Source organism: Mycobacterium sp. NGS24 (genome assembly GCF_059813065.1).
In genome coordinates, this window is the sequence record NZ_JCALDW010000019.1 from 1 (window position 1) to 13,399 (window position 13,399).

At 68.9% G+C, this 13,399-nt stretch carries 14 protein-coding genes and 1 pseudogene; 5 read left to right on the top strand and 10 right to left on the bottom strand.

Translation table 11 applies throughout. The features are described 5' to 3' along the window. A pseudogene (locus AC5Y6Y_RS20535) lies at positions 1 to 708 on the top strand (hypothetical protein); the annotation flags it as partial. A gap of 71 nt (positions 709 to 779) precedes the next feature. On the opposite strand, the gene AC5Y6Y_RS20540 reads toward AC5Y6Y_RS20535, so the two are convergent. Beyond that, positions 780 to 1,460, bottom strand: coding sequence for an Rv0518 family GDSL lipase (locus AC5Y6Y_RS20540; protein WP_473139505.1), 681 nt, complete (start codon positions 1,458 to 1,460; stop codon positions 780 to 782). 116 nt (positions 1,461 to 1,576) lie between these two features. Next, positions 1,577 to 2,833 (bottom strand): acyltransferase family protein, encoded by a 1,257-nt coding sequence (locus tag AC5Y6Y_RS20545; RefSeq protein ID WP_473139406.1) that lies wholly within the window; start codon positions 2,831 to 2,833, stop codon positions 1,577 to 1,579. Positions 2,834 to 3,020: 187 nt separating this feature from the next. Between AC5Y6Y_RS20545 and AC5Y6Y_RS20550 the strand changes: the two genes are divergently transcribed. Next, on the top strand, positions 3,021 to 3,434 hold the full coding sequence (locus AC5Y6Y_RS20550; RefSeq protein WP_473139506.1) for an STAS domain-containing protein: 414 nt from the start codon (positions 3,021 to 3,023) through the stop codon (positions 3,432 to 3,434). Here AC5Y6Y_RS20550 and AC5Y6Y_RS20555 read toward each other — a convergent pair. The 7 genes from AC5Y6Y_RS20555 to AC5Y6Y_RS20585 all read right to left on the bottom strand — a co-directional run bounded on the left by AC5Y6Y_RS20555 (position 3,385) and on the right by AC5Y6Y_RS20585 (position 9,747). Beyond that, entirely contained in the window at positions 3,385 to 3,669 is a 285-nt protein-coding gene (locus AC5Y6Y_RS20555; RefSeq protein ID WP_463825670.1) for a hypothetical protein, read from the bottom strand. The genes AC5Y6Y_RS20550 and AC5Y6Y_RS20555 overlap by 50 nt on opposite strands. Beyond that, positions 3,666 to 4,217: a transport-regulating membrane protein Mce1N gene (gene mce1N / locus AC5Y6Y_RS20560; protein ID WP_473139407.1), complete on the bottom strand. Its 552-nt coding sequence runs from the start codon at positions 4,215 to 4,217 to the stop codon at positions 3,666 to 3,668. Before mce1N ends, AC5Y6Y_RS20555 begins: the two co-directional genes overlap by 4 nt. Positions 4,218 to 4,228: 11 nt before the next feature. Further along, on the bottom strand, positions 4,229 to 5,218 hold the full coding sequence (gene hemB, locus AC5Y6Y_RS20565) for a porphobilinogen synthase (protein ID WP_473139408.1): 990 nt from the start codon (positions 5,216 to 5,218) through the stop codon (positions 4,229 to 4,231). Between the two features lie 22 nt (positions 5,219 to 5,240). After that, positions 5,241 to 6,911, bottom strand: coding sequence for a bifunctional uroporphyrinogen-III C-methyltransferase/uroporphyrinogen-III synthase (locus AC5Y6Y_RS20570; RefSeq protein ID WP_473139409.1), 1,671 nt, complete (start codon positions 6,909 to 6,911; stop codon positions 5,241 to 5,243). A gap of 32 nt (positions 6,912 to 6,943) precedes the next feature. Continuing rightward, positions 6,944 to 7,891, bottom strand: coding sequence for a hydroxymethylbilane synthase (gene hemC / locus AC5Y6Y_RS20575; RefSeq protein WP_463825665.1), 948 nt, complete (start codon positions 7,889 to 7,891; stop codon positions 6,944 to 6,946). 10 nt (positions 7,892 to 7,901) lie between these two features. Then, positions 7,902 to 9,266 carry a glutamyl-tRNA reductase gene (locus AC5Y6Y_RS20580; RefSeq protein WP_473139410.1) on the bottom strand — a complete coding sequence of 455 codons (1,365 nt, stop codon included), beginning with the start codon at positions 9,264 to 9,266 and terminating at the stop codon, positions 7,902 to 7,904. A gap of 208 nt (positions 9,267 to 9,474) precedes the next feature. Then, on the bottom strand, positions 9,475 to 9,747 hold the full coding sequence (locus tag AC5Y6Y_RS20585) for a glutaredoxin family protein (protein WP_463825972.1): 273 nt from the start codon (positions 9,745 to 9,747) through the stop codon (positions 9,475 to 9,477). 108 nt (positions 9,748 to 9,855) lie between these two features. Between AC5Y6Y_RS20585 and AC5Y6Y_RS20590 the strand changes: the two genes are divergently transcribed. From AC5Y6Y_RS20590 to AC5Y6Y_RS20600, 3 genes are read left to right on the top strand one after another with little or no spacing between them, the layout of a single operon-like run. Then, positions 9,856 to 10,764: an HAD family hydrolase gene (locus tag AC5Y6Y_RS20590; RefSeq protein WP_463825663.1), complete on the top strand. Its 909-nt coding sequence runs from the start codon at positions 9,856 to 9,858 to the stop codon at positions 10,762 to 10,764. Positions 10,765 to 10,806: 42 nt separating this feature from the next. Continuing rightward, positions 10,807 to 11,307 (top strand): FAS1-like dehydratase domain-containing protein, encoded by a 501-nt coding sequence (locus AC5Y6Y_RS20595; protein WP_463825661.1) that lies wholly within the window; start codon positions 10,807 to 10,809, stop codon positions 11,305 to 11,307. A gap of 23 nt (positions 11,308 to 11,330) precedes the next feature. After that, a complete protein-coding gene (locus AC5Y6Y_RS20600) occupies positions 11,331 to 12,257 on the top strand; it encodes a cyclopropane mycolic acid synthase family methyltransferase (protein ID WP_463825660.1) in 927 nt (308 codons plus the stop codon). Positions 12,258 to 12,320: 63 nt separating this feature from the next. On the opposite strand, the gene AC5Y6Y_RS20605 is transcribed toward AC5Y6Y_RS20600, so the two are convergent. Continuing rightward, a complete protein-coding gene (locus tag AC5Y6Y_RS20605) occupies positions 12,321 to 13,391 on the bottom strand; it encodes a lysophospholipid acyltransferase family protein (RefSeq protein WP_463825659.1) in 1,071 nt (356 codons plus the stop codon). Positions 13,392 to 13,399: the final 8 nt, after the last annotated feature.

Genomic DNA, 13,399 nt, shown 5'->3' on the forward strand with positions numbered 1-13,399 from the left:
ACCGGTGGTCACGGTGGCCGGGGCGGTGCCGCCGGCGGCTCGGACAACATGTCCCGCGTCGGCGTTGCCGGCGGCAGCGGCGGTACGGGCGGGGCCGGCGGCGGTGGCGGATTCCTCTACGGCAACGGCGGGACCGGCGGGGCGGGCGGGACCGGCGGGGACGGCAACGCCACTGCCGGAGGTCTGCACGGCGGGCTGGGCGGGGCAGGTGGTGTCGGCGGCGTCGCCTCGTTGTTCGGCGCCGGCGGGGGCGGTGGGACCGGCGGAAGCGGCGGCGGCTCCGGCCTGTCCAGTGCAGGTGCCGGTGGCACCGGTGGCACCGGTGGCACCGGCGCACTGCTGTTCGGGACCGGTGGACTGGGCGGGTCCGGCGGCGCCGGCGGCAGCGGAAACCCGCACGGCGGCTACGGCGACGGTGGTGCCGGCGGGGCCGGCGGGTACGGAGGCGATGGCGGCAGCCCCAACAGCGGCGGGGCCGGCGGAGTCGGCGGGACGGGCGGCAACACCTACCGGGCCGGTCATTCCGGCGGTAACGGCGGCAACGGCGGGAACGCCGGAAACGCGGGTTTGATCGGCAGCGGCGGACCCCCTGGCCGCGCCGGGTCCGGTGGGCCGGGCGGGCCGGGGGACGCCAACCATGATCCAGGCACTGCCGGACTCAGCGGACTCGACGGCCTGGCCGGCGGCGGCGGCCTGATCTACGGCTGACCCGCCCCGAGCCGGCCGCTTGGCTGCGCGGCGTCCCACGCGTCACTGCGCAATGGTCCGCCGATCCGCGTTCACCTGGCCAACTGATCCCGCACCAGCGGCGCGATCTTGCGCGCCATATACGCATGTCCCGTGTCGTTCGGGTGCACACCGTCGGTGCCGATCAGGTCCGGTCGATCCACGAACCAGCGGCGCTCGATCGGGTCGACGAACGCCGCCCCCGCGTCGCGTGCCGCCGCGTGCATGATGTCGCGGATCTGCAACACCGCACCGGGCACGTCGGCGGTCGGCCAGGGCGGGCCGATCACCAAAAACCGTGCCGCAGGCGCCAATCGGCGCGCGATGTCGAAGGTGACGCGGACCCGGTCGGCCAGCAGCCGTGGCTCCACACCCTGGTCGTTGCGGGAGCCGAAGAACGTCACCAGCACGTCGTCCGGCTTGACCGCCCGGGCCGTCAGGTCCGCGAAGACGCTGCCGCGGTTGCCGACCGTGCCGTAACCGGCGCGACCTTCGGCCGCCACGTCGGCGTCGATGCGCAGCCCGCGCTGGGCGAGCAGCTGCCAGGCGCGGCACGTCCACGATGTGGCGCCCAGGCCGCCCTCGTCGGTGCCAGTCGTGTACGAATCGCCGATCACCGCAATGCGGCTCGGGCGGAAATCGAAGCTCGTCAGACGCACCGGCTGCGCCGGACTGTGAACCGTCGCAGCGGCCAACAACGAGAGACCAATGATCCACGTGGCCAGCCGACCCACCACGACACGCCTCCAGGAAAACCGGCCACCTTCACGGGGCATCAGACTCCCCCGAGTTTAGGTCGCTCTGGATCCGAACCCGCGTCGAACGCGCGGTGTTTCCGGTCTCAATTGAGTCAGCGCACGGCGGCGCGCGCCGAAATGCTTTCCGGGGCAACGCTGATGGGATCGAGATTGGTACCGGGCGAATCGTCGGGTTCGTGCCCCGCCGGCGTGGGCCGCGCGTCGACCATCCGGCGCATCCAGCGGCGGGCCGGCTCTTCGACGAAGTGGTACAGCAGGATCGACAGTCCCACCGCGACGGCCAGCAGGCCGAAGATGTTCCAGCGCCATGGGCTGTCCGGCAGCCACGGGTGCAACCCGAAATTCACCACCGCCCACGTCCACGGGGTGTGCACCAATTCGTGCACCATGTACAGGCAGAACGAGATCTCGCCGCCGTACACCATCACCCGCGTCGACAGCAGCCACGGCAAGCTGCCGATGCCGACGGCCAGGGTGATCACCAGCGGAACGAACAACAGGTCGACCACCCCGCTACTGTCGTACACCCCGGTGATCGGGAACGCATCGAGCAGGTACAGGATCCCGACGATGGCCACCACGAGCAGCAGGGATAAGTACCCGGCGATGCGTCGCCCCCGCTCGGTCAGCCGCAGCCTGCGCACCGCGGCACAGGCGATCGCTCCGGCGGCGAACTGCGTGACGATCCGGGGCAGCCAACTCCAGGGGGTGTAGAACACGCCACTGGCCAACAACAACACCACCGGCGGCAGCGACGCCGCGACAGCCATCAGCATCAGGCCCCGCGCCCGCGTCGCGTGCTGGATGCGGAAGATCACCAGCACCAGGCCACCGAACAGCAGATACGCCAGCCATTCCGCGCTGATCGACCAGGCCGGCCCGTCCCAGCTGGATAGGTCGAAATACGGCTGAAACCAGAGCTGGACCAGCAGGACCTGCCGTACATAGCTGATCGCGGTGAGCCGGCCCACGTCGGGCATCGGCGTATGTCCGATGTGCAAGGTGAGAATGAACCACGCGGCGGCCAGGTGCAGGGTGACCAGATACACCGGCCACACCCGGGCCAGCCGCAGCCACAGGAAGTGCACCGTGGCGCGCAGCGAGAACGAGTGACCCATCCGGTCCAGGTAGTTCCAGGTCAACACGAATCCGCTCAGGATGAAGAACAGGTCCACACCCTGCGCGCCGCAATTGAGCACCGGGGCCAGATTTTCCCGCAGATCGGGCGACGCGTCGGCCACCATGGGCCGGAAGTGGAAGAGCACCACCCATAGGGAGGCGACGATGCGGAGTCCGGTCAGGGCCTTGATCTCGCCTTTGATCTGGCTCCTGAGTTCACCGCTTTGCACGAGGTTCTTTCCGCCTGGACTCCGCTGCCGGCCGGCAACCGGCCGCTGAGGCAGCCTAACAGCGGCGTCGGTGGGCCGGGCGTCGCGCCACTTCTTAGCAAAGAATTAGTCGTAACTAGCGGTGCCATTAAGTTTTGCGGGCACTTTAAAGGCAGGTTTGGTGGGCAACAGGGAAATGGGGCTGTTCATGACGATCGCGATGCCGGTTTCGAGCACGATCGACTGCGGGGGCGCCCAGATCCGCGCGCACTGTCGTCATCTGGCGACGGTGGTGACCATCCGCGGCGAAATCGACGCCGTCAATGTGGAACAGGTCGGCGACCACGTTCGCCGCTTCGTGCAGGCCGACAACCCGGTGGTGCTGGACCTGAGCGGCGTCAGCCACTTCTCCTCAGCCGGTATCGCATTGCTGTGCGCCATGGACGAAGAGTGCCGCGCCGCCGACGTCGAGTGGATGCTCGTCGCGAACCAGACCGTCGCCACGCTGCTCGACGATTCGTTCCCGGTTGCCAACTCGGTGCACCAGGCCCTGCGCGGCCTGGCCGACGCCATCACCTGGCGGCGTCAAATGGTTCTGCCGCTGCTGAAGAAGTCGGCCTGAGCGTTCTGTCCCGTCGCCACCTGGCCACCGCGATCACCACCAGGATCCCGGCGACCGTCACCAACGACAGCGTCAGCACCAACAGCTGCGGGTCGTAGACGACCGATGAGGTGGCCGGTTGCCCCTCGATGATCGGCGCAACGGCGATCGTGGAACGGGTATGACCCCAGCTGACGGCGGCAGCCACCAGCGCCAGACCGGCCAGCACCAACTCGGCGAATGTCCGCCCGGTCACAGCGACGACTCGTCGTCGGAGACATCCAGCTCGTCGGCGATGTCCGGCACGTAAGGACCCATCCGTTTCTCCACCAGCGCGGTCAGCGCGTCCCGGAAATGCCGGTGCCGACGCGCCCAGGCCTGCGCAGTGCGATCACCGGTGAGCTTCAGGCCGATCCCGTACCGGCCGCGCGGCACCCCGACGAGTTCGCCGAGCGCCCGCGCCGACTGCCACCTGGCCAGCGGTTTGCCGGATGCCACCGAATTCTCGGCTTCGGGGAAGACCTTGACGATCTCGGAGACCAGGATGGTCTCGGTGCCCTGGCGCAACGCGTCCTCGGTCAGCTCGACGGAGGTGTGCACCCGCGCCGCATGCACCTGCAGCGCCACGAACGCCGTCACCAGCACCAGGAAGATGAACGGGACCAGCAGCGAGATCGGCACGTGGTTGGCCCACTGGATATAGATCAACGACGCCGCCGACAGGGGACCGGCCAGCACCCAGTACCAGCTGGCACCGGACTCGTAGAACAGCCGCGTCTCGTCGGGTTCCCCCGCAGATGTCATGTGCGCCTCCGTCACGCCAGCCAACCCGCCACGTCGGCCGCCCAATAGGTCAGCACGATATCGGCCCCCGCCCGCCGGATCCCGGTCAACGACTCCAGCGCTGCGGCGCGTTCGTCGATCCACCCGTTGGCCGCCGCCGCACAGATCATCGCGTACTCCCCCGACACCTGGTACGCAGCCACCGGGACAGCTGACACGCTGGCCGCTGCCGCCACCACGTCCAGATAGCTCATCGCGGGCTTGACCATGACGATGTCGGCGCCTTCGGCGAGGTCGAGCTCGATCTCGCGCAATGCCTCGCGGGCGTTGCCGGGCTCCTGCTGATAGGTGCGGCGGTCCCCGGACAGGCTGGAAGCCACCGCCTCGCGGAACGGGCCGTAGAACGCCGAGGCGAACTTTGCCGCATACGCCAGGATCACCACGTCGGTGTGGCCGGCTGCGTCCAGCCCGTCCCGGATGGCGGCCACCTGTCCGTCCATCATGCCGCTGGGACCGACCACCTGTGCACCCGAATCTGCTTGTGCCACAGCAAGTTTCACGTACCGATCCAGGGTCTTGTCGTTGTCGACCCGGCCCCGCGCGTCCAGGACGCCGCAGTGCCCATGGTCGGTGAACTCGTCCAGGCAGGTATCGGCCATCAGCACGGTCGCATCGCCGAGATCCTTGGCCAGGTCGCGCAGGGCGACGTTGAGAACGCCGTCGGGGTCGGTCCCGGCCGAGCCCTGCGCGTCCTTGTCGTCCTCGTCGGGCACCCCGAACAGCATCAACCCGCCCACCCCGGCCGCCACCGCGGCTGCGGCGGCGCTGCGCAGCGAGTCGCGGGTGTGTTGCAGCACGCCCGGCATCGACGAGATGGGGCGTGGCTCGCCTTTCGCGTCGGCCTCAGCGCTGATGAACATCGGCAGCACCAAATGCCGTGGCTCCACCGAGGTTTCGGCCACCAGACGGCGCAGGGCCGGGGTAGAGCGCAGCCGGCGCGGACGCTGCCGTGGGTAGACCATCAGCGCTGCCCCTAGCCGCCAGTCATCGCCGGCGGCTCTTCTTCCGCGGCGGCGGCAACGCACCCTCAGCGCGCAACCGGGCGGCGTGTTCGGCCAGCGCATCGACCAGCGGACCCACCGCAGCGGTCTCCGGCTGCACATCCACCCGCAACCCGAATTCGGCTGCGGTCTCGGCGGTCTTGGGGCCGATGCAGGCGATGATGGTGCGCGCATGCGGCTTGCCGGCGATGCCGACCAAGTTGCGCACGGTCGAGCTGGAGGTGAAGCACACCGCGTCGAAACCACCGGTCTTGATCATTTCGCGGGTGGACGCCGGCGGCGGTGCGGCGCGCACCGTCCGGTAGGCGGTGACGTCCTCGATCTCCCAGCCCCGCTCCCGCAGACCTTCGGCCAGCGTCTCGGTGGCGATGTCGGCACGCGGCAGCAGCACGCGGTTCACCGGGTCGAAAATGCTGTCGTAGGGCGGGAATTCGTCCAGCAGCCCCATCGATGACTGCTCGCCGGACGGCACCAGCTCGGGGCTGATCCCGAACGCGCGGACCCGGTCCGCCGTCGACTCGCCGACGCAGGCGATCTTCACCCCGGAGAACGCCCGCGCGTCCAGGCCGAACTCACCGAACTTCTCCCACACCGCGCGCACGGCGTTGGTGGAGGTGAACACCACCCACTGGAAGCGGCCGTCGACCAGTCCCTTCACCGCCCGCTCCATCTGCGCGGGGCTGCGCGGCGGCTCGACGGCAATGGTGGGCACCTCGATGGGCAGGGCACCGTAGGAGGTCAGCCGCTCGCTCATCTCGCCGGCCTGGTCCTTGGTGCGGGGCACCAGCACGGTCCAGCCGTACAGGGCGCGGCTCTCCCACCAGTTCAGCTTGGCCCGGCTGGTCACCGTCTTGCCGATGGTGACCACCAGCGGTCCGGTCAGCGGGCCGGCCGGGTCGCTGCCGCCGCCGAGCACCGCCGGGTCGGTCAGACCAAGCAGCGTGGATTCGACGGACCGCTGCTGGCAGGTGGTGCCCTGCGCGGTCACCACGCACGGGGTGGTGTCGGCCAGCTCGTGGTCGATCAGGGTGCGTGCGGCCTCGGCCAGGTGCGACGCGGTCGCCTGCAGGATCAGCGGTCCGGGTGCGGCGGCCAGCGCCTCCCAGTCCACGTCCCCGCGCACGTCGGCGACGGTGTGCGCAGAACCCAGGGGCAGGCCGGCATAGGTCGGCACGGCGCTGCTGGGCGCCAGGCCCGGCACGATCTCGACGTGCAGGTGGGTGCGCGCGACCGCGTTCACCTCGGTGATCACCGCGTCCACCGCAAGCGGGTCGCCGGCCACCAGCCGCACCACATCGACGCCCAGGCGGGCCTCGTGCGCCAGAGTCTTGGCGACCTCGGCCGGGTCGCCGAGCGCCGGGCGGACGTCGGGCTCACCCGACACCACCGCAGGCGCGGCGTGGCTGTCCGGCGGGCTGTCCGAAGACGACCCGTCCGCGCTGCCCGGCGCAGGTGCGGCGGGCACCGGCCCGGACACCGGCGGCAGATCCCTCCCGATCAACGCCAGCACCGGCTCCGGCACATCGGGGTCGGTGAGAACCAGGGTGGCATTCGCCAGCACCGTGGCGGCTCGGGTGGTCAGTAGACCGGGGTCGCCAGGACCGGAACCCACAAAAGTAATGCGGCCCGGCCTCGGCTTACGCCCTCGCGTCATCGTTGTCGCTCCCACGTGTTATCGAATCCCACTCAATTTCCTTGCACGGGGTCTTCCCGCGCTCCCCTCATCAGCTCTCGTGCGCCCAGCTCGAACAATTCCGCGGCAACTGAGAGCCCCAGTTCGCGGGCCCGGTCGACCGTGCCGATCCCGGACGCGCGGATCACGTCGGATCCGTCCAGCGCCGCCACGCAGCCGCGCAGCGACACCTCCTCGAAGATGCGCCCCTCCTCATCGATGGACTCGACCACCTCAGCGATCGCGCCCACCGGTGCGGAGCAGCCCGCCTCCAGTTCGGCGAGCAGAGTTCGCTCCGCGGTGACCGCTACCCGCGTGTCGGCATCGTCCAACTCCGCCAACACGGCGACCAACCGGCTGTCGCCGGCCCGGCATTCGACTGCGAGGGCGCCCTGAGCAGGCGCTGGCAACATTTGCACGGGCTCCAACGTCTCGGTGACGTCATTGAGACGACCCAGTCGGGCCAGACCGGCCCGGGCCACCACGACGGCGTCAAGATCACCACTGCTTACCCTGTTCAACCTGGTATCTAGGTTGCCTCTTAGGGGGCGGATTTCCAAACCGAGACCCAGTGCTCTAAGCTGTGCGGCCCGTCGCGGCGAGGACGTCCCCACCAGCGAACCGGCCGGCAATTCGCCCAGCACCAGCCCGTCGCGTGCCACCAGCGCGTCGCGGGGATCGTTACGCGGCGGTATCGCCGCGATGGTGAAGCGCGGGTCGTCGGCGGTGGGCAGATCTTTGTGCGAATGCACGGCCGCGTCGACCCGGCCGTCCTGCATGGCCTCGCGCAGCGCGGTGGTGAACACGCCGACGCCGAGTGTTTCGATCGGCGCCGACGACCGGTCACCCACCGTGCTGATCGTCACCAACTCCGCGGGGTGACCGTTGGCGATCAACGCGTCCCTGATCGTCGCAGCCTGGGTGGTGGCCAGCAGACTGCCCCGAGTGCCTATCCGGATCACGTGCGCCAAACTACTCGGCGGACTGCTTTGAGCTATCGAAACCGCTTGGTAGAACTGGCAATTCGCCTGCGGCGACCGCATCCACCGCAGTCTGGTCGAGTTCGAAGAGCTCCCGCAGGGCCTCGGCGTAACTGTCGCCCCCCGGGGCGCTGGCGAGTTGCTTGATGCGCACCGTGGGCGCGTGCAGCAACTTGTCGACCACCCGTCGTACCGTACGGGCCACCTCTTCGCGCTGAGCGCTCGCCAAGTCGGGCAGCCGGTTGTCCAGGCGCAGCAATTCCGCCTCGACCACGTCAGCCGCCCGCTGGCGCAACGCGGTGACAGTGGGGGTGACCTCGGCCATCCGCTGCCCCGCCAGGTAGGCGGCGACCTCGGCGGCGACGATGAGGCGGGCGGCGTCGACGTCGGCGGCCGCGGCGTGCGCCGACGGCTCATGTTGCACCCGGTCCACGTCGACGACCAGGACACCGGGCAGGCCGGCCACCGCCGGGTCGACGTCGCGGGGCATCCCCAGATCGCAGATGACCAGCGGCTTTGCTGTTTCGTCGCGGCGCACCCCGGCCAGCGCGTGGTGCACGTCGGCCAGCGACACCACCGGGCTCACCGCCCCGGTGCAGCTGACCACCACGTCGGCCGCGGCCATCGCGTCGGGCAACTGCTCCAGGGCCATCGCTTCGGCCGGCACGCCGGATTCGCTGAGCCGGGCCGCCAGCCGCCGCGCCCGGTCCACCGACCGGTTCAACACGAACACCCGGCCGATCCCGGCGCGGGTCAGGTGGGCGGCCGCCAGCCCACCCATGGCCCCGGCACCGACCACCGCGGCGGTCTTGCCGGCCAGGGTGCCCAGCTTGCGTTCGGCGATACCCAGCGCCACCGAGACCACCGAGGCACCGGCGGCGTCGATGGCGGTTTCGCTGTGCACCCGCTTGCCCACCGACAGGGCCCGCTGCGCCAGTTCGTGCAGCACCCGGCCGACCGTGCTGTGGGTCTCCGCGGCGGCGTAGGCGCGCCGGACCTGGCCGAGCACCTGCTGTTCGCCCACCACCGCCGAATCCAGGCCGCTGGCCACCGCAAACAGGTGCTCGACGGCGGCCTCGCTGTACCGGACGTAGGCGTGCTTGGTCAGATCGCCCATCGACATCCCGGAGAACTCGGCCAGCGCCTGCCCGATCACCGACAGCCCGCCGTGAAACGCTTCCACCACCGCGTACACCTCGACGCGGTTGCACGTCGAGAGCACCATGGCCTCGGTCACCAGCGGCGATTGCAGCACCTGGTCGACGATCTTGAGCTGATCGGACTCGTCGATGCTGAGTTGTTCCAGGACGGAGACCGGCGCACTGCGGTGCGAAACCCCGAAGAGCAGGATGCTCACGGCAGCATCACCTGGCCCGCTCCCTTGCCTCTGTGAAAGTGAACTCCTACCCAAGGTAGTCGGTTCTGCGGCGGGCTACCAAATGAGCGACCGAGGTCACCGGGCGGCGTCGAGACTGTACTGAGGGCACCGACGCTGCGCTCAGGCCGTAACTTCCGGCTCAGACACGGCCTGGTTACCGGCTCGGCTCACAGCACCGCCCAGCGCGTCAGCGGGCGGCGAGATCGGCCCGCAGCCGCGGCTCGTCGACCTCCCAGTAGCTGTGCTCGCGGCCGTCGAGCAGTACCACCGGCAACCGGTCCCCGAATTCGGCTCGCAACTCGGCGTTCCCGGCCAGTGCCGCGGCGTCGACGTCGACGCTGGCCAGGTCGAAATTCAGCTCGCCGGCCAGTTCGGTCAACCGGGCCTGCACGCGCAGGCAGATCGCGCACCCGGCGCGGGTCAGCAACTGCACCTGAGGCCGGCTCGTCGTCATGGCCATCAGTGTGGCATCTCCGCCGCCGGTGGCAGGCGGCGTCACAGTCCGGCCGGATAGGGTTGGCGGGCAGGGACCGGCAACCGGGCCAGACAGTGACATGGGAGGTTTGTGATGGCTTCCTCCGACCCCGGCGAGGACATCGTCTACACCGGCAACCCGGACCTGGAGGCGCTGGCCGCCAATGCCAGCGCCGAACGCGCCCTCGAAGACCTGCACGCCGCCCCGACGGGCGAGCGTCCGCCGCCGCCCGTCGATCTGACCGCCGCCGCGTTCTTCGACGTGGACAACACGCTGGTGCAGGGCTCCTCGGCCGTGCACTTCGGCCGCGGACTGGCCGCACGCGACTATTTCAGCTATCGGGATGTGCTCGGATTCGTCTACGCGCAGGCCAAGTTCCAGATTCTCGGCAAAGAGAACGCCGAGGATGTCGCGGCCGGCCGCCGCAAAGCGCTGGCCTTCATCGAAGGCCGGTCCGTCGACGAACTGGTGCGCCTGGGCGAGGAGATCTACGACGAGATCATCGCGGACAAGATCTGGTCGGGAACCCGGGAGCTGACCCAGATGCACCTGGACGCCGGCCAACAGGTGTGGCTGATCACCGCCACGCCCTATGAGCTCGCGGCCACCATCGCCCGCCGGCTGGGCCTGACCGGCGCGCTGGGATCGGTGGCCGAATCGGTCGACGGCGTGTTCACCGGCCGGCTGGTGGGCGACATCCTGCACGGGGTCGGCAAAGCGCACGCGGTGCGGTCGCTGGCCATCCGGGAGGGACTGAACCTCCGACGCTGCACCGCCTACTCCGACAGTTACAACGACGTCCCGATGCTGTCGCTGGTAGGCACCGCGGTCGCGATCAATCCCGACGCCCGGTTGCGCAGCCTGGCCCGCGAGCGCGGGTGGGAGATTCGCGACTTCCGCACCGCCCGCAAGGCCGCCCGCATCGGCGTTCCGTCCGCCCTGGCGCTGGGGGCGGCCGGTGGCGCGCTGGCCGCGCTGGCCTCCCGCCGGCAATCACGCTGATAAGCTGCGCCGCTGAGCATCGTTTGAGCGGAGAGCGGCAGCATGACACTTCCCGAGGGCGCCGAAGGAATCATCGGTAAGCACTACCGGCAGCTGGACTATTTCGAGGTCGGACGCGAGAAGGTCCGCGAATTCGCGGCCTCGGTGCAGGACGACAATCCGCTGCACTACGACGAGGCGGCGGCGGCCGAAGCCGGCTACTCGTCCCTGCCTGCCCCGCTGACCTTCCTGGCCATCGCCGGGCGCCGCGTTCAGCTGGAGATCTTCACCAAGTTCAGCATCCCGATCAACATTGCCCGGGTGATGCACCGCGACCAGAAATTCTTCTTCCACCGCCCGATCATGGTCGGCGACAAGCTGCACTTCGACACCTACCTGGACTCGGTGATCCAGTCCCACGGCACGGTGCTGGCCGAAATCCGAAGCGAAGTCACCGACGCCGAAGGCAAGCCGGTGGTGACCAGCGTGGTCACCATGCTGGGCGAGGCGGCGAACCATGACGCCGACGCCGAGGCGACCGTCGCCGCAATTGCATCCATCTGATCGAAGCAGGTAGCGTCTTTTTAATGACATCACAAGGCAATACGGGCAGCACCCAGCTGAAGCCGCCCGTCGAGGCAGTGCAGTCGCACTATGACCGGTCCAACGAATTCTTCAAGCTGTGGCTCGACCCATCGATGACCTACAGCTGCGCGTACTTCGATGAGAACCCGGACATCGATGCGCCGCAGACCAAGACGCTGGAAGAGGCGCAGTTCGCCAAGCGCAAGCTGGCGCTGGACAAGCTCAACCTCGAGCCCGGGATGACGCTGCTCGACATCGGCTCCGGCTGGGGTTCGACCATGCGGCACGCGGTCGAGCACTACGACGTCAACGTCATCGGCCTGACGCTGAGCGAGAACCAGCTCGCCCACTGTGAGCAGAAGTTCGCCGAGATGGACAGCCCCCGCCGCAAGGAGGTTCGCCTGCAGGGCTGGGAGTTGTTCGACGAGCCGGTGGACCGGATCGTCTCGCTGGGCGCCTTCGAGCACTTCGCCGACGGCGCGGGCGACGCCGGCTACGAGCGCTACGCCGCCTTCTTCAAGAAGTACTACAGCCTGCTGCCCGACGACGGCCGCTTCCTGCTGCACTCGATCGTGGTGCCCACGGCCGAAGAGGGCAAGGCGATGGGCCTGAAGACCACGATGAGCCTGCTGCGCTTCATCAGCTTCATCCTCAAGGAGATCTACCCCGGCGGTAAGTTGCCGCAGGTCGAGCAGGTGGACCGGTATTCGACCGAGGCCGGTTTCAAGATCGAACGCCACCACTACATCGGCAAGAACTATGTCCCGACCCTGAACACCTGGGCCGATGCGCTGGAGGCGCAGAAGGACAAGGCCATCGAGCTCAAGGGCGAGCAGGAGTACGAGACGTTCATGAAGTACCTGCGCGGCTGCTCGGACCTGTTCCGCGACGGCTACACCAACGTCTGCCAGTTCACGCTGGTCAAGTAACAACGACGGTCCAACGACAGACCCCCGGCGGCTGTGCCTCCGGGGGTTTTTCGTGCGCTGCTGTCAGCCGAAGAAAACGTTGCGGCGGCCGGCCAGCAACCGGTACAGCGTCTGCTGGATGGTCTCGCGAACCTGATCGGTCAACTCGAAGGTCACCATCGGATCGTCGGCGTCGCTCGGCGCGTAGTCGGCGGTCTGGATCGGCTCACCGAACGCGATCCGCCACTTCGACGGCAGCGGCACCAGCCCGGCGGGCCCGGCCAGCGGGAACAGCGGCGTCACCGGGAAGTACGGCAGACCGAACAGCCGCGCCAGCAACTTCACGTCGGTCAGCATCGGGTAGATCTCTTCGGAACCGATGATCGAGCACGGCACGATCGGCGCTTTCGTGCGTAGCGCCGCCGACACGAACCCGCCGCGCCCGAACCGCTGCAGCCGGTACCGGTCTTCGAAGCGCTTGCCCAGCCCCTTGTATCCCTCCGGGAAGACCGCGGTGAGCTCGCCAGAGGCCAGCAACCGGTGCGCATCGGCCGTGCAGGCCATGGTGTGGCCCGCCTTGCGGGCCGTCGAGCCCACCACCGGCAGGTCGAACACCATGTCGGCGGCCAGCAGCCGCAGGTCCCGCTCGGCGGGGTGCTCGTCGTGCACCGCCACCGACAGCATCAACCCGTCGAACGGCAGCACCCCGGCGTGGTTGGCGACCACCAGCGCGGCGCCCTCGGTGGGGATGTTCTCGATGCCACTGACCTCGACCCGGAACCACGACTTGAAGAAGAACCTCAGCAGCGGCCGCACGATCGCGTCGTTGAAGTGCGGATCGAAGCCGAATTCGTCGACGCTGTAATCACCGGTGAGTCGTTGCCGGAGGAAGCCGGCCACCGCGGCGACGCGCTGGGCGAGGTCGTTGAGCGGTGGCTCGCCACCGCTCAAACCACCCGCGGCGCGCCGGTGCTGATCGATCTCGCGGACGACTGCGGCGATCTCGTCGGCTGAGGCGCGACCACTTGGATCCGAGAGCAACGAGGGGTGCTGATGCGAAGCGTCCGCACGCTGACTGGCAGCGCGGCGGCGCGCCGCTACCCGCCCCCGATTGCTGTGCAGTGGAATAACATTCGCTCTGGTTTCGCCCGCCACGTTAAATG